The 18150-nt window shown below is 65.6% G+C and carries 19 protein-coding genes; 13 read left to right on the forward strand and 6 right to left on the reverse strand.

Annotated features, from left to right (window positions below):
* Positions 1-16 precede the first annotated feature (16 nt).
* The 5 genes from KCG88_RS23835 to KCG88_RS23855 all read left to right on the forward strand — a co-directional run bounded on the left by KCG88_RS23835 (position 17) and on the right by KCG88_RS23855 (position 5369).
* Positions 17-1639: an acyl-CoA synthetase gene (locus KCG88_RS23835; RefSeq protein ID WP_210713242.1), complete on the forward strand. Its 1623-nt coding sequence runs from the start codon at positions 17-19 to the stop codon at positions 1637-1639.
* 196 nt (positions 1640-1835) lie between these two features.
* On the forward strand, positions 1836-3608 hold the full coding sequence (locus KCG88_RS23840; protein WP_210713243.1) for an acyl-CoA dehydrogenase C-terminal domain-containing protein: 1773 nt from the start codon (positions 1836-1838) through the stop codon (positions 3606-3608).
* Between the two features lie 121 nt (positions 3609-3729).
* Positions 3730-4143, forward strand: coding sequence for a hypothetical protein (locus KCG88_RS23845; RefSeq protein ID WP_015634948.1), 414 nt, complete (start codon positions 3730-3732; stop codon positions 4141-4143).
* A gap of 48 nt (positions 4144-4191) precedes the next feature.
* The gene (locus KCG88_RS23850) at positions 4192-4794 is read left to right on the forward strand and encodes a hypothetical protein (RefSeq protein ID WP_210713244.1); all 603 of its coding nucleotides are present in this window, start codon (positions 4192-4194) and stop codon (positions 4792-4794) included.
* 50 nt (positions 4795-4844) lie between these two features.
* Positions 4845-5369 carry a hypothetical protein gene (locus tag KCG88_RS23855; RefSeq protein ID WP_047285158.1) on the forward strand — a complete coding sequence of 175 codons (525 nt, stop codon included), beginning with the start codon at positions 4845-4847 and terminating at the stop codon, positions 5367-5369.
* 77 nt (positions 5370-5446) lie between these two features.
* Here the strand turns inward: KCG88_RS23855 and KCG88_RS23860 are convergent, their stop codons facing one another.
* A complete protein-coding gene (locus tag KCG88_RS23860) occupies positions 5447-5632 on the reverse strand; it encodes a DUF2188 domain-containing protein (protein WP_047285156.1) in 186 nt (61 codons plus the stop codon).
* 95 nt (positions 5633-5727) lie between these two features.
* Complete coding sequence (locus KCG88_RS23865) at positions 5728-5934, reverse strand: DUF6021 family protein (protein WP_047285154.1); 207 nt, start codon at positions 5932-5934, stop codon at positions 5728-5730.
* 163 nt (positions 5935-6097) lie between these two features.
* Here KCG88_RS23865 and KCG88_RS23870 point away from each other — a divergent pair, with 163 nt between their 5' ends.
* The 8 genes from KCG88_RS23870 to KCG88_RS23905 all read left to right on the forward strand — a co-directional run bounded on the left by KCG88_RS23870 (position 6098) and on the right by KCG88_RS23905 (position 12970).
* The gene (locus tag KCG88_RS23870; RefSeq protein ID WP_210713245.1) at positions 6098-6727 is read left to right on the forward strand and encodes an HAD family phosphatase; all 630 of its coding nucleotides are present in this window, start codon (positions 6098-6100) and stop codon (positions 6725-6727) included.
* 316 nt (positions 6728-7043) lie between these two features.
* A complete protein-coding gene (locus KCG88_RS23875; protein ID WP_047285150.1) occupies positions 7044-7232 on the forward strand; it encodes a DUF1843 domain-containing protein in 189 nt (62 codons plus the stop codon).
* Positions 7233-7268: 36 nt separating this feature from the next.
* Positions 7269-7904 (forward strand): DUF1842 domain-containing protein, encoded by a 636-nt coding sequence (locus tag KCG88_RS23880; RefSeq protein WP_047285148.1) that lies wholly within the window; start codon positions 7269-7271, stop codon positions 7902-7904.
* 51 nt (positions 7905-7955) lie between these two features.
* Positions 7956-8564, forward strand: coding sequence for a DUF1842 domain-containing protein (locus KCG88_RS23885; protein ID WP_210713246.1), 609 nt, complete (start codon positions 7956-7958; stop codon positions 8562-8564).
* A 132-nt stretch (positions 8565-8696) separates the two neighbouring features.
* Positions 8697-10163 carry a GDL motif peptide-associated radical SAM/SPASM maturase gene (locus tag KCG88_RS23890; RefSeq protein ID WP_047336236.1) on the forward strand — a complete coding sequence of 489 codons (1467 nt, stop codon included), beginning with the start codon at positions 8697-8699 and terminating at the stop codon, positions 10161-10163.
* Positions 10164-10338: 175 nt separating this feature from the next.
* Positions 10339-10752: a VOC family protein gene (locus KCG88_RS23895; protein WP_210713247.1), complete on the forward strand. Its 414-nt coding sequence runs from the start codon at positions 10339-10341 to the stop codon at positions 10750-10752.
* 232 nt (positions 10753-10984) lie between these two features.
* Positions 10985-11773, forward strand: coding sequence for a LuxR family transcriptional regulator (locus KCG88_RS23900; RefSeq protein WP_047285138.1), 789 nt, complete (start codon positions 10985-10987; stop codon positions 11771-11773).
* A gap of 396 nt (positions 11774-12169) precedes the next feature.
* Positions 12170-12970, forward strand: coding sequence for a helix-turn-helix transcriptional regulator (locus tag KCG88_RS23905; protein ID WP_047285136.1), 801 nt, complete (start codon positions 12170-12172; stop codon positions 12968-12970).
* A gap of 578 nt (positions 12971-13548) precedes the next feature.
* On the opposite strand, the gene aepX is transcribed toward KCG88_RS23905, so the two are convergent.
* The 4 genes from aepX to KCG88_RS23925 all read right to left on the reverse strand — a co-directional run bounded on the left by aepX (position 13549) and on the right by KCG88_RS23925 (position 18129).
* Positions 13549-14439: a phosphoenolpyruvate mutase gene (aepX, locus tag KCG88_RS23910; RefSeq protein ID WP_011060442.1), complete on the reverse strand. Its 891-nt coding sequence runs from the start codon at positions 14437-14439 to the stop codon at positions 13549-13551.
* Positions 14440-14481: 42 nt separating this feature from the next.
* On the reverse strand, positions 14482-15867 hold the full coding sequence (gene fumC, locus KCG88_RS23915) for a class II fumarate hydratase (RefSeq protein WP_210713248.1): 1386 nt from the start codon (positions 15865-15867) through the stop codon (positions 14482-14484).
* An 81-nt stretch (positions 15868-15948) separates the two neighbouring features.
* A complete protein-coding gene (locus tag KCG88_RS23920; protein WP_015634930.1) occupies positions 15949-16779 on the reverse strand; it encodes a hypothetical protein in 831 nt (276 codons plus the stop codon).
* A gap of 120 nt (positions 16780-16899) precedes the next feature.
* Positions 16900-18129, reverse strand: a complete 1230-nt coding sequence (locus KCG88_RS23925; RefSeq protein WP_210713249.1) for a pyridoxal phosphate-dependent aminotransferase — start codon at positions 18127-18129, stop codon at positions 16900-16902.
* Between the last annotated feature and the right edge of the window lie 21 nt (positions 18130-18150).

The raw sequence follows: 18150 nt of genomic DNA on the forward strand, positions 1-18150 counted from the left end.
ACCGGGTACCCGAACCATGTCCATCTACGAGCAAGGCCTGGCGCCGACTGCCGTCAACCATATCGCCCTCTCCCCCCTGAGCTTCATCGAGCGCACCGCTGCGGTTTACCCCGAGTATCCGGCGGTGATCCACGGTTCAATCCGCCGCACCTGGGCCCAGACCTACAGCCGCTGCCGGCGCCTGGCCTCGGCCCTGGCCGGGCGCGGCATCGGCAAGAACGACACGGTGGCGGTGATGCTGCCCAACATCCCGGCGATGCTCGAAGCACACTTCGGCGTGCCGATGATCGGCGCCGTGCTCAATGCCCTCAATGTGCGTCTGGACGCCGAGGCCATCGCCTTCATGCTGGCCCACGGCGAAGCCAAGGTGCTGATCGCCGACCGCGAGTTCCATGAGGTGATCCACGCCGCCGTGGCCATGCTCGATCACCCGCCCCTGGTGATCGACCTCGACGACCCGGAGTACGGCGAGGGCCAGCCGATCAGCGAGCTGGACTACGAAGCGTTCCTGGCCGAGGGCGATCCCGAGTTTGCCTGGCAGTGGCCTGATGACGAGTGGCAGGCCATCGCCCTGAACTACACCTCGGGCACCACCGGCAACCCCAAGGGCGTGGTCTACCACCACCGCGGCGCCTACCTCAACGCCCTGGGCAACCAGATGACCTGGGCCATGGGCAACCACCCGGTGTACCTGTGGACCCTGCCGATGTTCCACTGCAACGGCTGGTGCTACCCCTGGACCGTCACCGCCCTGGCCGGGGTGCACGTGTTTTTGCGCCGGGTCGACCCGCAGAAGATCCTCAACCTGATCCGCGAGCATCAGGTCACGCACCTGTGCGGCGCACCCATCGTGCTCAATGCCCTGGTGAACATGCCCGACACCGCCAAGGCGGCCATCGACCACCCGGTCAACGCCATGGTGGCCGGGGCCGCGCCGCCGGCCAAGGTGATCGGCGCAGTGGAGGAAATGGGCATCAAGGTGACCCACGTCTACGGCCTGACCGAGGTCTATGGCCCGGTGACCCTGTGCGCCTGGCACGCCGCCTGGGATGAACTGCCCCTGGAGCAGCGGGCGCAGATCAAGTCGCGCCAGGGCGTGCGCTACCCGACCCTGGAAGGAGTGATGGTGGCCGACCCGAAAACCCTCGAACCCACGCCCCGGGACGGCCAGACCATCGGCGAGATCTTCATGCGCGGCAACACCGTGATGAAGGGCTACCTGAAGAACCCCACAGCCACCGCCGAAGCCTTCGAGGGCGGCTGGTTCCATACCGGCGACCTGGGGGTGACCCACCCGGACGGCTACGTGGAGATCCGCGACCGGCTCAAGGACATCATCATTTCCGGGGGCGAGAACATTTCCACCATCGAACTGGAAGGCGTGCTCTATCGCCACCCGGCAGTGCTGGAAGCAGCGGTGGTGGCCCGGCCCGATGAAAAGTGGGGTGAGACACCCTGCGCCTTCATCACCCTCAAGGCCGACCACCAGCAGGTGCGCGAAGCCGAGATCATCGCCTTCTGTCGCGAGCACCTGGCAGGCTTCAAGGTGCCGCGTACCGTGGTCTTCAGCCCGTTGCCCAAGACCTCCACCGGCAAGATCCAGAAGTTCGTCCTGCGCGACATGGCGAAAAACCTCTAGCCTGAATACACCTACCCAGCCCTTGTAGGAGCTGGCCGGGCGGCGCTTCGCTTGCCAGCGAAGGCGTCGGCCAGGGCGATGCATGGCTTGCGGGCCTCTTCGCCGGCAAGCCGGCTCCTACAAGGTGGCGGGGTTTTCGTTATCGATTCATGCGGCCACGGCCGCTCAACCTCCCCTTTTGCCCGAGGTTCCTGCAATGCCCGAATTCAACGCTCCGCTGCACGATATGCGCTTTGTCCTGCATGAAGTGTTCAACGCACCCAAGCTCTGGGCGCGCCTGCCGGCCCTGGCCGATACCGTGGACGGCGACACCGCCGACGCCATTCTCGAAGAAGCGGCCAAGGTCACCGCCAACCTGATCGCCCCGCTCAACCGCAGCGGCGACGAGGAAGGCGCCAGCTGGCACGCCGGGCAGGTGCGTACCCCGGCCGGTTTCAAGGAGGCCTACAGCACCTATATCCAGGGCGGCTGGGTCGGCCTGAGCGGCAACCCGGCCTATGGCGGCATGGGCATGCCGAAGATGCTCGCGGTGCAGTTCGAGGAAATGCTCTACGCCGCCAACTCCAGTTTCGCCCTGTATTCGGCCCTGAGCTCCGGCGCCTGCCTGGCCATCGACGCCCACGCCAGCGAAGCGCTGAAGCAGCTGTACCTGCCGCCGATGTACGAAGGCCGCTGGGCCGGCTCCATGTGCCTCACCGAGGCCCACGCCGGCACCGACCTGGGGATCATCCGCACCCGCGCCGAGCCCCAGGCCGACGGCAGCTACCGCATCAGCGGCAGCAAGATCTTCATCACCGGCGGCGAGCAGGACCTGACCGAGAACATCATCCACCTGGTGCTGGCCAAGCTGCCGGACGCCCCGGCCGGGCCCAAGGGCATCTCGCTGTTCCTGGTGCCGAAGATCCATGTCGACGCCAACGGCGTGCTCGGCGCAGCCAACGCGGTGAGCTGCGGTTCCATCGAGCACAAGATGGGCATCAAGGCCTCGGCCACCTGCGTGCTGAACTTCGACGGCGCCACCGGCTGGCTGATTGGCGAGGCCAACAAGGGCCTGGCGGCGATGTTCACCATGATGAACTACGAGCGCCTGTCCATCGGCATCCAGGGTATCGGCTGCGCCGAGAACTCCTACCAGAACGCCCGCACCTACGCCCGCGAGCGCATCCAGAGCCGCTCCCCGGCCGGCCCGGTGGCCAAGGACAAGATCGCCGACCCGATCATCGTCCACCCCGATGTGCGGCGCATGCTGCTGACCATGAAGGCCATGACCGAAGGCGGCCGGGCGTTTGCCAGCTACGTCGGCCAGCAGCTGGACCTGGCCAAGTTCGCCGACCAGCCCCATGAGCGGCACAACGCCGAGGCCCTGGTGGCGCTGCTGACCCCGGTGGCCAAGGCGTTCTTCACCGACACCGGCCTGGACAGTTGCGTGCTGGGCCAGCAGGTCTTCGGCGGCCACGGCTACATCCGCGAATGGGGCCAGGAGCAACTGGTGCGCGATGTACGCATCGCCCAGATCTACGAAGGCACCAACGGCATCCAGGCCCTGGACCTGTTGGGGCGCAAGGTGGTGGGCAACGGCGGCGTGGCCCTGCGCCTGTTCACCGGCGAGATCCGCGACTACGCCTACCTGCCCGGCGCCGCCTACGCCGCCGAGCTGCTGGATGCGGTGCAGCGCCTGGAAGACCTCAGCGACTGGCTGCGTGAACAGGCCGCGCAGAACCCCCACGCGGTGGGCAGCGCCTGCGTCGAATACCTGCAGTTGTTCGGCTATGTGGCCTACGCCTACCTGTGGGCGCGCATGGCCCAGGTGGCCGAGCACAAGCGTTCCGAGGACGACGGTTTCTACGGTGCCAAGCTGGCCACCGCGCGCTTCTACTTCAGCCGCATGCTGCCGCGCATCCTCAGCCTGGAGCAGAGCATCCGCGCCGGCAGCGCTTCCTTGTTCGGCCTCGACGCTGAGCACTTCTGAGCCCCTGGGCAGGGCGCCCGGCGCCCTGCCCCGTGCGGGCAAAAAAACCGCCGCCCGCAGGTGCAAAAGCTCGGACGCCGCTGCATACTCCGCGCACCCGAGCACCGCCCAAGGAAGAAACGTGTTGGCCCCCGCCCTGATCATCGCCAGCTCAGCCATCGTGCTGCTGCTCGGCACCCTGCACCTGATCTACACCTTCGCCACCGACAAATTCCAGCCCCGTGACCCGGCCCTGGCCGAACGCATGCGCCAGGTGTCGCCGATGATCACCCGCCAGACCAGCCTGTGGCGGGCCTGGGTCGGCTTCAACGCCAGCCACAGCCTGGGGGCGATGCTGTTCGGCCTGGTCTATGGCTACCTCGCCTGGCTGCACCCGGCCCTGCTGCTGGAGGCCCGTGGCTTGCTGCTGATCGGCCTGGGGTTTCTTGCCAGCCTGTGGGTGCTGGCCATCCGTTACTGGTTTCGCATTCCCCTGGCGGGCATCAGCATCGCCCTGGTGCTGTTCGCGGTTGCCTGCGGTTTGCTGCTGGTTTGAACCCAGCCCACCACTCTCTCATCGGCCCTGTTTTTTTCGAGTCTCTGCATGTCGCCCCTGCACACCTTCTGGTCCCGGCTGTACTACCTCCTGTGCTGGATCGCCGTGGCCGCACAGTTGGCCACCATGATCCGTTGCAACCTGCACCTGATCGTCCCCCGGGAAGTGGGCGGCACGCTGTTCGGCGGTTCCATGGGTTTCATGCTGTACCTGGGCGGCTGGGCCTTGAGCGTCATCGGCCTGGGCCTGGCCGTGCTGACCCGGGTGCCCGGCGCCCGCCTGGCCTGGATCATCGGTGGGCTGGTGCAGTTGCTGCTGGGCCTGTGGTGGCGGATCCACTACCCGGACGATTTCGACGGCAACCTGATCTTCAGCATCCAGGCCCGGGAGCTGGACTACGTGATGGTCTTCGGTTTCGCCCTGGTCTACAGCGGCATCTACCTGATGCACCAGCAGCGGCTCAAGCCGAGAGCCCCCGCCACCCTCCGTGAGCTGTCGTTGCGGATTGCATGGGCGTTATTGCTGGGGGGCTTCTTCATCCCCCCCTTGGTCAATGCCAGCAAGGCGCCCCTGCCGTACTGCGCCTTCAACCGGGCCGGCGAACAGTTGAGCCTGTGCCTGGGCCCTGGCACCCGGGTCATCGTCGACTGACCGCCACCCCCACCTCTTTCTTACTTCACCAAACCTCGATGAGTGTGCCCATGTCTCGCCTGTTTACCCTGTGGTTGTGGCTCTACCGCCCTCTGTGCTGGATCGTCGTTGCCGCGCCCTTGTCGCTGATGCTGCTGTGCGACGTGCAGATGATGCAGCCGCGGGATGTCAGCAGCACGCTGTTCGGTGGGGCCATGGGCTTTCAGCTGTACCTCTTTGTCTGGGTGCTGTGCCTGATCGGCCTGGCCGTGACCCTGCTGACCCGGATGCCCGGCGCGCGCCTGGCCTGGCTCCTGGCCGGGCTGGTGCCGCTGCTGCTGGGCGCCTGGTGGCGGCTCGACTACCCGGATGACCAGGACGGCAGCCTGGCCATCAGCCCCCAGAAGTGGGAGCTGGAGTACATGATGGGCATCACCTGTGTGTTCGTGGCCAGCGGCCTGTACTTCTACTGGCGCCGCCGCCTCGCCCCGCGGCCCGCCGCCGATAACGCCGATGAACTGTTTCTGCAGACCCTGTGGGCACTGGCCCTGGCAGCAGCCTTCATCCTCCCGCTGTTGAGTTTCATGCAGCCGTAATTGCGCCCCCCTGCGCCCTCGCCCCGCCTGGGCACAAAAAAGCCCCGAACCGGTCGGGGCTTTTTCCTGCCAGGGCGCTAGCCACCGGTGGCGGCCGGTCGTTGCCTGCGCACCGGCAGCGCGGCGGCAAAGGCCATGGCCTCTTCCCGGGTGCCGAAGGTCGCGAGCCGGTCACCCGGCGTGCAGACCTTCCAGGGCCCGTGGTTGACGCTCAAGACCTGATAGCCGTTGATCTGCAGCTTGTTCAGCAGCGGCGTGCTCATGGACACCTCCTTTTTCCTCGGCGAGCCTGGGGCTTGGGCATTTTACCTTACACCCGGCACACCGCCCGGCGACTGCCGCATGTCGGCGCGCCGGGTTACCTCTTCAGGTTGGCCAGGGGATCGTAGGCCCGCGAGCGCTTGCGCCGATGCTCGGGTTCAGGGCGGTCCAGGGGGGCCCTGGCCGGGCCTACCGGGTCTACCTGGGGGTCGGCCAGGTCTGGCGAGTCGGGGTCGAAACCCGGGTCATGATGATTCGAGGCATGCTCGGACGAGCGCGGCCCCGTGGGATTCTTGGCAGTCATGGGCAGCTCCTGTGCCAGCCTGGAAAAGGCCGGATACAGGGGTTGGATCACGATTCGTGGCCAGGGTGCCGTCGAGCGGACCAGCGGCCAACGGCAAATTGCATTGCGCTGCCGGGCGTCGCAGGATGGCGCCTGGCCCATAACCGCTCAAAAGGACGTGTTCATGACGATTCGTGCCGTGGTTTTCGATTTTGGTGGCGTACTGTTCGACTGGAGCCCGCACCACCTGTACCGCCACTTGATCCCCGACGATGAGCGCCGCCAGTGGTTCCTCGACACCGTTTGCACCCAGGCCTGGAACACCCTGCAAGACGCCGGCCGGCCCCTGGCCGAAGCCACCCGCAGCCTGGTGGCCGAGCATCCCGAGCATGCGCCGTTGATCGAGGCCTACTACGGGCGCTGGCCGGAGATGCTCAAGGGGCCACTGGACGAAGGCGTGGCCCTGCTGGAAGAACTGCACCAGGCGCAGGTGCCATTGTTCGGGCTGACCAACTGGTCCCAGGAAACCTTTCCCTATGCCTGGGACAATTACCCATTTCTGCAGCGCTTTCGCGACATCGTGGTGTCGGGGCAAGAGCGGCAGATCAAGCCGGATGCCGAAATCTATCACACGACCCTGGGACGGATTCGTGTGCATTTGCCGGGGGTGGCCCCTGAGGAACTGGTGTTCATTGACGACCATGCGCCCAATATCGTCGCCGCAACGGCGCTGGGGTGGCATGCGATACATCATGTGACGGCGGCTGAGACCCGGCGCCGACTGGAGGAGTTGGGGGTGGTCCGAGCGCACTGACACCCCGTAGGGGCTGGCTTGCCAGCGAAGGCGCCAGCCAGGGCGATGCATGGCTGTCGAGGGCCTCTCGCCGGCAGCCGGTGCCTACGCTCGGCCCCCTTTCTCACCCCCTCCTATCGCCATCCGCAATCACCTCCCGCCTGCATATCGCCCTTTGGAATGTCTCCAAAATCAACCCTTTACCGGCCGTGAATCCACCTGTCGGAAACCCACAAAATCAATGTGCCATTACCCTGCCAATTCCACCCGCGCTGCTTAACTGCAAAAGCTGCCGAGTAGCGCAGCACCCCATCCACACCCACGGAAGGCAAACGCCATGAGCAATGCATCCCAACATGTGATCCCCCCCTACGGAGTCGCCATCCAGTCGGCCATCAGCGCAGGCAAGCTGCCGGAGATGAAAGCCCTGCTGGCCAAGCGCGATCCGGCCAGGAACGAACCCAAGGATCTGCACAACGCCTACGAACAGCTGGCCAAGGAAGTCGCCCGCCTGGAACGCCGCTGATCGCGGTTCCCCTGTCATTGAATGGAGGCAAAGCAAATGTCCGGCAACTACTCGCAAGCCGAAGGCCTGTTCCCCCTGAGCTACCGCATCGGCACCTCGCAACCCGGCGCGCCCACCCTGATCCTCAACCTGCTGGTCTATACCCCGGAACACAGTGTGCGCGGCACTTCCAGCATCACCCAGGCGGTCAACCCGCCCCTGGACCTGCACAGCGATGTCTGGGGCCAGTACACCTACCTCACCGTCATGCCGCCCAGCGCCAGCAAGATCCTCATCACGGCCCAGGGCAACCAGGGCGGCCCGGGGTCGAACTCGGTGATCAACTTCAAGCTGCACCTGGTGGTCAGCGACGACTGGAAGGAAGGCGTGGCCAACTATCAGTACTACAACGGCCACAGTTGGGTGACGGTCAACCAGGTGCCCGCCCACCTGCAGGAAACCGTGCAGTCCAGCACCCTGTCGGCCCCTCTGCACCGCAGCCAGCCCAACCATCCGCTGCCACCGATCTCGGCGCTGTACGGGGCGCCGATCCACGGTGCCATCGCCAGCGGTGACCTGGCGCAGATGAAGAGCCTGCACAAGGTCGCCACCCAGCAACTGGAACAGCTGCCGCTGATCCGCGCCGCACTGGTGGCCGCCAAGGCCGAGATCAGCCAGCAGGAGCGGCGCTGAGCCCGGCCGTCCATCGAACCTGATGTCTTCAAGAAGATAAGGAGTTGCAGCATGACAATCGGACTGTTCCATACCCGCCTCATCGTCGCCAACCCCGTGATCGGTGGGCCGGTGCTGACCCTGGACCTGCTGGTCGATACCCCGAAGAAACGTGTCAGCGGTGTTGCCCGCGTGACCCAGAGCACCTCGCCACCGGTGCAGTTCCATGCCGACGTGTGGGGCGACTACTCCCAGGTCAAGCTCGACCCCTCCAGCGAGGGGCACATCATCCTCAGCCTGGCAGGCAACCCCAGCGGCCCCACCAGCCAGATCGCCGAGACCTTCCACTTGCAGGGCATCCTCGGCCTGGACTGGGCCAGCGGCTTCGCCAGCTACAGGTACCAGTTCCAGGGGCACTGGCACGTGGTGCAACACGCCGCCGTAAGCCCGGCCCCGGTGGAGCAGGCGCAGGCAGCGGACTACGCCAGCCAGGCCGGCCCGGCTGCCGAAGTGCGCCACCCGCTGTATGCCGTGGCGCTGCAGCAGGCCCAGGCCAGCGGCGACCTGGCGCGGCTCAAGGCACTGGTGGCCCAGGGCGAGCAGCAACTGGCCAACGCTGACAACCTGAGCCAGGCAGTGCAGCAGTTGCAGGCAGAAATCAGCCGCCTGGAACAACGCTGACCACCAGCACCCGGGGTCGCCTGCCGCAGCCTCGGGTGCTGCCACAAAACGACCGCGCCATTGCGACACAAGGAAGGCGCGCCTATTTCGATGGGTTGGTGCCGCGCACCGCCGGGTGCGCAAGGATCTTTCATGTCAGACCGTCTCCCCGCCCGCTACCTCAGCGAAAACGACCTCAAGCGCTATGTGCCGGTGCACGTGGTCTGGGAAATCACCCTCGCCTGCGACCTCAAGTGCCTGCATTGCGGCTCCCGCGCCGGGCATCGGCGCCCGGGCGAACTCAATACCCAGGAATGCCTGTCGGTGATCGATTCGATCGCCGCGCTGGGCACTCGGGAAGTCACCCTGATCGGTGGCGAAGCCTATCTGCGCAAGGACTGGACGCGGCTGATCCAGGCCATCCACGACCACGGCATGTACGTGGCGATCCAGACCGGCGGGCGCAACCTGACCCCGGCCAAGATGCAGGCCGCGGTGGACGCCGGGCTCAATGGCGTCGGCGTCTCTCTGGATGGCCTGGCGCCGCTGCATGACGCGGTGCGCAATGTCCCCGGCTCCTTCGACAAGGCCCTGGATACCCTGCGCCGGGCCAAGCAGGCCGGGCTCAAGGTCAGCGTCAACACGCAGATCGGCGCCGCCACCCTGCCCGACCTGCCGGCCCTGATGGAGCTGATTATCGATGCCGGCGCCAGCCACTGGCAGATCCAGCTGACCGTGGCCATGGGCAATGCGGTGGATCACCCCGAGCTGCTGCTGCAGCCCTACCAGTTGCTGGAGGTGATGCCGCTGCTGGCGCGCCTGTACCGCGAAGGCGCCGAGCGCGGGCTGCTGATGAATGTGGGCAACAACATCGGCTACTACGGCCCCTACGAGCACATGTGGCGCGGCTTCGGCGACGACCGCGTGCACTGGAGCGGCTGCGCCGCCGGGCAGACGGTCCTGGCCCTGGAGGCCGACGGCACGGTCAAGGGCTGCCCGTCCCTGGCCACCGTGGGTTTCTCCGGTGGCAACGTGCGCAGCATGAGCCTGCACGATATCTGGCACTACAGCGAAGGCATCCACTTCGGCCGCCTGCGCTCGGTGGACGACCTGTGGGGCTACTGCCGCACCTGTTACTACAACGATGTCTGCCGCGGCGGCTGCACCTGGACCTCGCACTCACTGCTGGGCAAGCCGGGGAACAACCCCTACTGCCACTATCGGACCCTGGACCTGGCGAAAAAGGGCCTGCGCGAACGCATCGTCAAGCTCGAAGACGCCGGCCCGGCGTCGTTCTCGGTGGGCCGTTTCGACCTGATCACCGAACGCATCGACACCGGCGAGGCGGTATCGAGCGTCAACGACAGTGGCCAGGTGATCAAGCTGGCCTGGGTCAACCAGGGCCAGGCGTCGCCCGAGGAAGGCCGCATCCCGCCGCGCCTGGCCCTGTGTCGCAATTGCCTGGAGTACATCCACGCCCATGAAAGCACCTGCCCGCACTGCCACGCCGATGTCGCCGCCGCCGAAGCCCGGCACCAGGAAGACCGGCTGCGCCAGCAGGCGCTGATCAACACCCTGCACCAGTTGCTCGGCACGCCCCAGGAGCAGCCGCGCCTGTAACCCCCGCCCGCACCGCCGCCGCGCCCCCAATGGCGCGGCGACGGTTATATCGCCACGGGCAAGCATGGAAAAACCATCTATAAAAAACCCTCCGCGCAGCTCAGATAGCGGCTTTGCTATGGAAGTTCGTCCACAGGCCCGCGCGCCTGCCCGTTACCTGCGACCGGAGCACAGCATGAAAATCAACCCCTACCTGGTGTTCAACGGCACCTGCAAGGCTGCCTTCACCTTCTATGCCCGATGCCTGAACGGCACCCTGGAAATGATGATGACCTTCGGTGAAAGCCCGGCCCGTGATCACATCTCTGCCGACTGTCACGAACGCATCATGCACACCCGCCTGAGCGTCGGCGACCAGGTGCTGATGGGCTCGGACACCACCCCGGAGCTGCCCTACCTGGGCATCCACGGCTGTTCGATCTCGCTGAACATCGACAACGCCGCCGAAGCCGAACGGGTATTCGCCGCCCTGGCCGAACAGGGCAACGTGCAGATGCCCCTGGAAGCCACCTTCTGGGCCGAGCGCTTCGGCATGCTGGTGGACCGCTTTGGTGTGCCATGGATGGTCAATTGCGAGAAGCGCCCGTAACCCTGGCCCACCTGCAAGCTCGGCCCCGGTGCTGTGCAACGCAGCACCGCACCGCACCGCTGCGCCCGCTGCGAAAGATTTTGCGCACTTCATCAAACAGCCGCCGCCACCCTGTACTAGGATACGAGGCGCCCCTGTGTTGCCCAGAGCAAACAGAAGGTAAATCAACCCTGCCCCAAACTCGTTGCTATAAGGCAGCCCCCTCCACTCCTTCACATTCATGGATGAAATGATGAACTCACAGATACTGTTTCCACACATTGGCAAGGTCATCGCCAGCACCGGCAGCCGCAACTTTCCGCGCATGCTGCACGACCTGATACTCACCCAACTGGCCGTGGACGCCACCCATATCACCCAGCTGCGGGCCGACCCGGAACAGGCCGTTGGCAGAACCGGCAACACCCTGATGCAGACCCGCCACCCGCTGTACAGCGATGCCCATGCCAGCAATGACCCGCTGCTGCTCACCGGCTTTCCCGAACAACCCGGCGAACCGGCCCCGGGCCCGTCGCTGCAACGCCGGCGCGGCCACGCGACCCCGGCACAACTGCACCTGACCGGGCGCAAGGACTCCTACCACTACGTGCTCTCGGTGTACCGCAGCAGCCAGGACCAGAGCTTTTCCCCCCAGGAGCGCCTGCTGCTGGAGGACATCTCGCCGTTGCTGCTGCCCATGGTGGAAAAACACATCAGCGCCCTGCAGCCCCGGGGCGATGCCGCCGAGCAGGACAGTGCCGCCATCGAGGGCCTGGCGAGCCTGCGCCTGCGCTTTGCCGCGCGCCTGGAGCAGTCCGGGCTGCGCCTGTCCAACCGCGAGCTGGAGGTCTGTGTCGGGCTGCTGGCCGGGCGCACCGCGCCGCAGCTGGCCGAGCAGCTCAAGCTCAAGGTCAATACCGTCGAAAGCTACTTGAAGCGCGCCGCCATCAAGCTCGGCATCAGTGGCCGGCACTCGCTGCTGCGCTGGATGTACTCGCCCGAGGAACAAGCGCCAAGCCCCAGCGACAACGCGCCGGCCTGACCGGGCCCTGGCCTGGCGCCCGTAACTGCGCCAGGCTGCCGCAGAGGCCCTGCTGATCGGCTGAATCAGTTGTAGGAGATTGGCTAGCCGTGGACGACGCCCATGGCTCGGCACAAGTGTTTTCAGCCCAGCAGCGGACCGCCCGCCCACACCGCCCGCTGCCCCGGAAAACCCCGCCAGCGGGAGCCTGAGGCCTGCCCCATGGGCCCGGCGCAGAGCGCCAACGAGGCGCTGGCAGGGTCTCGGTGTCCCGGTTTCCCCCTACAGACGCAAGGCAAACCCATAGGCTTAAATTAAAGTCCGGGGACCGGATCAGGTTCATCGGAAACAGGCCACGACGCGCCGTGGCAACCGCGCTTAGATCAGCGATTTGTCTCGATCAAGGATGATAAGGATATGAGTCTGACCAGCAGTATTGCGAACCTGGAAACCCCGCACTTCTACTTCGAACTGGGGCAGCTGATCTCCAGCTCCGGCCACCCGCAGTTCGCCAGCGAAATGCTGCAACTGGTGGACAAGCTGGTGCCACTGACCCAGCTGGTGCTCAGCGAATGGACCCTGGACGAACGCCTGGCCAGCCCCCTGGCCATTACCCTGCTGGGGCGCGCCGGGCTGCACAAGGACCTGCCGCTGCCGGAGCCGCCGCGACGCCATGACCCGCTGCTGCAGCAGATGCTGGAAATGGACGACTCGCTGCTGATTCAAATGAATGCCCAGGCCCGCAGCGGCCCTTCCCGCACCACCGCGCACCAATGCCACCTGATCTCGCGCAAAGCCAATCGCCGCTGTGTCATCGCCCTCTACCGGGCCACCGACCAGGGCGGCTTTTCCCTGTCCGAACTGTCGTTTCTCAAGAGCCTGTCGCAGACCCTGTTGCCGTTGCTGGAGCGCCACGCCCAGCTGCAGCGGCAACAGGCACTGAAGAACCTGCGCAGCTGGAGTGCCAAGCCGGCCGATGCCTTGCAGCAGACACCGCTGCAACGGGAGTTCGATGAACGCCTGTCCCTGGGCGACATCTCCCTCTCGGCGCGGGAAAAGGAAGTCTGCCTGGGGCTGCTGACCGGCGGCACCGTGCCGGAAATGGCCCAGCGCCTGAGCGTCAAGAACAGCTCGGTGGAAACCTATCTCAAGCGCGCCGCCGCCAAGCTCGGGGTCAGCGGCCGTCACGGGCTGGCCAAGTGGATGGTCGGCGCCTGAGGCCACACAGGCGCCCGTATAGCACGCCCTTCGCCCCCCCCCTGCGGGCAACCCGGAGGCCAACTGGCAGGGCCTGTTCCGGAACCCGTTGCTGCAACCGTTGATTCACTGCCCCTGCAGAACAACCGTGACCTGCGAGCGGCGGTGAGAGCCCATGCCGCGGGCACGCGCCAGCATCTGCCGGAGCAGCTGAGCGCAGGCACCGCGCCTGGCCCACGCGCAAGCCTTGCCCTGAGCCACGGGCGACAGCCGGGTATCTGGGGCGATGAGATGTTGAGGGGATGCAAGGGCCGCAGCCATGAGAGTTCCACGCTGTAGAACCAACCCGGTCAGCCAGGGCAGTAGGCGAAACATCGACCGGGCAGGCAGGTACAGCCGTGTTGCAGCCCGCCCTGACCAACCACCGCCATTCAGCGTGTTGCCTGTGGTAGCTGGCCGGGCGAACGGGGGCGAGTCTAGACAGCGCCCCCCACAGCGTCTGTAGGAAAATTCTGATTTCAGGACGTTCCGAATCCTGCCGCGGCACCGGATAATGCACGCCCATCCAAGGCCCTGCGACGGGGGTTGGCCGCGAGTGCCTAACGGGTACCCGGCACCAGGTCGAGGATCTCGTCGATGCCCAGGCACCGGGGCTCCACCTCCAGCGTCCGGCCATGCTCGAGAATCCCCACCGCCACATCACGCATGGCCATGTAGGCGCTGCGCAGCATGTGGTTGGCGTAGATCACCGCGTTGAAACCGGCCCCCTCCAACTCGTCGAAACTCAAGTGAGCGTAGCTGGTGGGCACACAGATCAGCGGCACCCGCGGGCAGTGGCGGCGGAACAACCGGGCGAACTCGAGGATCTCCAGGCCGTCCTTCTTGCGGCTGTGGATCATGATCCCGTCGGCGCCGGCCGCGACATAGGCCAGGCAGCGCTCGATGGCATCGTCCATGCCCTTGTCGAGGATCAGGCTTTCGCAACGGGCGATGATCAGCAGATCCTCGTGGCTGCGGTTGGCGCAGCCCACGCGGATCTTTTCGCAGAACTCCTCGATGGAGTCCTGGAGCTGGCTCACCGCATTGCCGAACAGCGAGTTCTTCTTCAGCCCGCACTTGTCCTCGATCACCACCGCCGAGACCCCGGCCCGGTCCAGCATCTTCACGTGGATGGCAAAGTGCTCGGCCTTGCCCCCGGTATCGCCGTCGAAAATCATCGGCAGCGAACACACATCGAAGATCTCGCGGATGCCGTGCAAGCGGTTGCTCGGCGAGAGGATCTCGATGTCCGGCAGGCCCTTGTGGGTCGAGTCGGTCAGAGAGCTGGACCAGATGGCGTCATAGACCAGGCTCGGTCCGCTGCCCCGCTCCAGCCTGGATTGCTCCGCCAGCAGGGCGGAGATGGGGCTGTGGGCTTCGAGCACGCGAAGGCAGCGCTTGCGGCGCAGCAACTGGCTCAGGTTGGTTCGGCGAATATCTGCTTCCTGCATGGGATTCACACGCCTCTTGTGGTTGGGGAACACCGGGTTCGCTCAGGGGTGGGTCATGTCCAGGGCCACCACGTAGCGGTCGAAATCCGCCGCCGAGACATAGCCCAGCTGCTGGGCCACTTCCCGCAGCGACTTGCCCTCGTGGTGAGCGGTCTTGGCGATGATCGCGGCCTTGTCATAGCCGATGTGGCGGTTGAGGGCGGTCACCAGCATCAGGTTCTTATCGATGTTGGCCTCGATGCGCGCCCGGTTCGGCTCGATACCCACCGCGCAGTGGTCGTTGAAGGCCCGGCAGGACTCGGCCAGCAAGGTGATGCTTTCCAGCACGTTGTGCACCATCACCGGCTTGTAGACGTTGAGCTGGAAATTGCCCTGGCTGCCGGCGAAGGCCACGGTGGCGTCGTTGCCGAAGACCTGGGTACAGACCATGGTCAGCGCCTCGCACTGGGTCGGGTTGACCTTGCCCGGCATGATCGAGGAGCCCGGCTCGTTCTCTGGAATGTCGATCTCGCCGATGCCGCAGCGCGGCCCGCTGGCCAGCCAGCGCACATCGTTGGCGATTTTCATCAGGGCCATGGCCAGGGTGCGGATCGCCGCCGAGGTGTTGACCAGGGCATCGTGGGCCGACAGGGCGAAGAACTTGTTGGCGCAGGACTTGAACGGGTAGCCGGTGAGCTCGGCGATGACCCGGGCGCATTCGTCGCCGAACTGCGGATGGGAGTTGAGCCCGGTTCCCACCGCCGTGCCACCGATGGCCAGATCGTAGAGGCCGGTGAGGTTGTGCTGGATGGCCGCCAGGGCGTAGTCGATCTGCTCGACCCAGCCACCGATTTCCTGGCCCAGGGTGATGGGGGTGGCGTCCTGCAAGTGGGTGCGTCCGACCTTGACCACATCGCGGTACTGCTCGGCCTTCTCGAACAGCGTGTCGCGCAGCACCGAGACGCCCGGCAGCAAGGTTTCGAAGATCTCCGTCACCACCACCATGTACATCGCCGTGGGGAAGGTGTCGTTGGACGACTGGCCACGGTTGACGTGGTCGTTGGGGTGGATCGGCTTCTTGCTGCCCAGCTCGCCGCCGAGCATCTCGATGGCCCGGTTGGCGATCACTTCGTTGGCGTTCATGTTGGACTGGGTGCCGGAACCGGTCTGGAACACCACCAGCGGGAAATGCTCGTCCAGTTGCCCGCTGATCACCTCCTCCGCCGCCTTGACGATGGGCAGCGCAATGGCTTCCGGCAGCTCGCCGAGCTTGAGGTTGGCCAGGGCCGCGGCCTTCTTCAGGATGCCCATGCTGCGGATCATCGGCGCCCCCCACTGGAAGCGTGCACGGCCGATGGGGAAGTTGTGGATGGAGCGCTCGGTCTGGGCTCCCCAGTACTTGTTGGACGGTACCGAGATGGAACCCATCGAGTCGGATTCAAGACGCATGTGGGTAGTTCTCCAATAAATGAATGAGGGTCCGGCCTGCGGTGCCGGGCAGGCGCCCTGCCCGGCCTGGTTGGCAGGCGTTTATTCCTTGAGTACGGAGGCCATCTTCTCCAGGTGCTGGCAGGCGCGCAGCACGTACTCATCGGACAGGGCAGCAATGCGCCGGTAGTTGACCTGCTGGCCGGTGGCCTGGGTGTAGAGCTTCAAGGCGTCGGTGGCGTGGCGGAAATGCCGGGCCTCGACGGCGCCGCAGTGAACGCTGAGGAAGCCGGCGATGCGGTTGGCTTCCCCGGCGGGGTAACCGCAGGATTCGCGCAACCAGTTCTTCCACAGCGGCGTCATCAGGTTGTACTCGCCGGTGTTGAACAGCTCGGTCAGGGCCATCATCTCCAGGGCTTCCACCAGGTTCGGGGCCAGCGGGCGCTTCTCGCCGACCCAGGTGGAGAACTCCTTGGTGATGGGGTTCAGGTACTTGTCCTGCAGGCGCCAGTTGTCCGAGCCGCAGATGGCCGAGGCCATGCGGTGGTAGAGCTTGGAATGGTGGGGATGGCCGTGCATCTCACCCAGGCCGACGTCCTCGACGATGATCTCGCCGCAATGCCGGGCGGCCTCCAGCAGCTTGAGCTTGTTGTCATCGCCGGGCAGGTCCTCGGATTCCTGCAGCAGCCGCACGATGATGCTGGACACCGCATGGGCCGCGCCATCCGGGCTGCGCCAGCCGCAGAAGAAGGTGCACAGCGAGTCCTCGGACCACTTGCGCGAGGTCATGCGCTGGTAGGTCAGGCAGTAGCCGTCCAGCTTGTCGGGGTGGTTTTCAAAGCCCGTCAGCAGGGCCTCCACCAGGTTGCGGTCCTCGACGTCCACCAGGGCCTGGTGCACGTAGCCGATGAACTCCTTGCGGGAACTCTCCATGTTTCTCTCCTGTAATTGTTCTTCACTTCACGGACAACAAGATGAACGACGCCGGCCCGGGCCACGGCGGGCTCGGGAACGGGCTTGGTCCCCCTGGGGGCTGGGCTGCCGGGAGCCGCTTCAGTCGATGACGATCGCCGAGATGAACTGGGTGAATCGGCTCAGGCCTTCGATCAGCTCCTCATATTCCACGGCGTAGGAAATGCGGATGCAGTGGGGATCGCCACAGCCGGAGCCGGGCACCACCGCGATGTGCGCCTCGGTCAACAGCAGGTCGGCCAGGTGATCCACATCGCGCACCGCTTCGCCGTGGTAGTAGCCGCCGAGCCGGGAAGAGACATCGATATACAGGTAGAAGGCGCCTTCCGGCGGCGCATAGCTCACCCCTTCCAGGCGGTCGAGGTAGGTGCGTGCGGCGTGCAGCTGGCGTTGCAGGAACGGGTTGACCAGGTCGGCAAAGTGCGACGAATCGGCGTTCAGGGTATTGAGCGCGGCGTACTGGGACAGGCTGCTGGGATTGGAGGTGGTGTGCCCCTGCAGGTTGTGCATCGCCGCGATCACCGGCGCCGGGGCGCAGGCGTAGCCGACCCGCCAGCCGGTCACCGCCTGGCTCTTGGAGAAGGAATCGATCAGCACCGTCTGCCCTTTCAATGCCGGGCACAGCGCCAGGATGTTGTGGTGTTCGTGGGCCTCGCGCACCAGGCCGCGATAGCACTCGTCGAACATCACCCACAGTTGCCGCTCCTGGGCCAACTGGGCGATGGCCAGCAGTTGCTCGCGTTCATAGACGGTGCCGGTGGGGTTGTTGGGGGTGTTGATGACGATCATCCGGGTGCGCTCGGTGAGCGCGCCACGCACCGCCTCCACCGTCAGCCGGTAGTGGTCGGCGCGGGTCTGGACGCACACCGGGGTGGCGCCGGCCAGGCGGATCTGGGTGGGAAAGGTTTCCCAGTACGGGGTCGGCACTATCACCTCGTCCCCGGGGTTGAGCAGCACCATGCAGGCGTTGTAGAGCGCCTGCTTGGCCCCGGCGGTGACCGCCACTTCATTGGCGGCGAACTCCACCCCGGTGCGCTGGCTGACCCGTTGCGCGAGCTTCTCGCGCAGGGCCGGCAGGCCGATGGGCGGGGTGTAGCGGTTGCGCGCATTGGCGATGGCTTCGATGGCCCCGGCGCGCATGTCCTGGCAGGCATCGAAGGACAATTCGCCGGCGGCGAAATTGATCACCTTGATCCCGCTTTCCTTCAGGGCGTTGGCTTTGCTGCGCATGCTCGAAGTGCCAGGAGCACTGAGACCCAGCGCACGCTGGGACAAGGAAAAACGGACGGCCGTGGCTTCGCTGCTTGTCATTTTTGTACCTGCGAAAACAAT

Origin of the sequence: Pseudomonas sp. MWU349 (genome assembly GCF_017947325.1) — a bacterium.
Lineage (GTDB): Bacteria > Pseudomonadota > Gammaproteobacteria > Pseudomonadales > Pseudomonadaceae > Aquipseudomonas > Aquipseudomonas protegens.

What these genes read in the sequence shown, in the direction of transcription:
- KCG88_RS23895 (WP_210713247.1), top strand. Translation starts at nt 10,339, where the DNA reads ATGAAAATCAACCCCTACCTGGTGTTCAACGGCACCTGCAAGGCTGCC.
- KCG88_RS23905 (WP_047285136.1), top strand. Translation starts at nt 12,170, where the DNA reads ATGAGTCTGACCAGCAGTATTGCGAACCTGGAAACCCCGCACTTCTAC.
- KCG88_RS23885 (WP_210713246.1), top strand. Translation starts at nt 7,956, where the DNA reads ATGACAATCGGACTGTTCCATACCCGCCTCATCGTCGCCAACCCCGTG.
- KCG88_RS23850 (WP_210713244.1), top strand. Translation starts at nt 4,192, where the DNA reads ATGTCGCCCCTGCACACCTTCTGGTCCCGGCTGTACTACCTCCTGTGC.
- KCG88_RS23900 (WP_047285138.1), top strand. Translation starts at nt 10,985, where the DNA reads ATGAACTCACAGATACTGTTTCCACACATTGGCAAGGTCATCGCCAGC.
- KCG88_RS23860 (WP_047285156.1), bottom strand. Translation starts at nt 5,632, where the DNA reads ATGAGCACGCCGCTGCTGAACAAGCTGCAGATCAACGGCTATCAGGTC.
- KCG88_RS23855 (WP_047285158.1), top strand. Translation starts at nt 4,845, where the DNA reads ATGTCTCGCCTGTTTACCCTGTGGTTGTGGCTCTACCGCCCTCTGTGC.
- aepX (WP_011060442.1), bottom strand. Translation starts at nt 14,439, where the DNA reads ATGCAGGAAGCAGATATTCGCCGAACCAACCTGAGCCAGTTGCTGCGC.
- fumC (WP_210713248.1), bottom strand. Translation starts at nt 15,867, where the DNA reads ATGCGTCTTGAATCCGACTCGATGGGTTCCATCTCGGTACCGTCCAAC.
- KCG88_RS23890 (WP_047336236.1), top strand. Translation starts at nt 8,697, where the DNA reads ATGTCAGACCGTCTCCCCGCCCGCTACCTCAGCGAAAACGACCTCAAG.
- KCG88_RS23920 (WP_015634930.1), bottom strand. Translation starts at nt 16,779, where the DNA reads ATGGAGAGTTCCCGCAAGGAGTTCATCGGCTACGTGCACCAGGCCCTG.
- KCG88_RS23870 (WP_210713245.1), top strand. Translation starts at nt 6,098, where the DNA reads ATGACGATTCGTGCCGTGGTTTTCGATTTTGGTGGCGTACTGTTCGAC.
- KCG88_RS23835 (WP_210713242.1), top strand. Translation starts at nt 17, where the DNA reads ATGTCCATCTACGAGCAAGGCCTGGCGCCGACTGCCGTCAACCATATC.
- KCG88_RS23875 (WP_047285150.1), top strand. Translation starts at nt 7,044, where the DNA reads ATGAGCAATGCATCCCAACATGTGATCCCCCCCTACGGAGTCGCCATC.
- KCG88_RS23925 (WP_210713249.1), bottom strand. Translation starts at nt 18,129, where the DNA reads ATGACAAGCAGCGAAGCCACGGCCGTCCGTTTTTCCTTGTCCCAGCGT.
- KCG88_RS23865 (WP_047285154.1), bottom strand. Translation starts at nt 5,934, where the DNA reads ATGACTGCCAAGAATCCCACGGGGCCGCGCTCGTCCGAGCATGCCTCG.
- KCG88_RS23840 (WP_210713243.1), top strand. Translation starts at nt 1,836, where the DNA reads ATGCCCGAATTCAACGCTCCGCTGCACGATATGCGCTTTGTCCTGCAT.
- KCG88_RS23880 (WP_047285148.1), top strand. Translation starts at nt 7,269, where the DNA reads ATGTCCGGCAACTACTCGCAAGCCGAAGGCCTGTTCCCCCTGAGCTAC.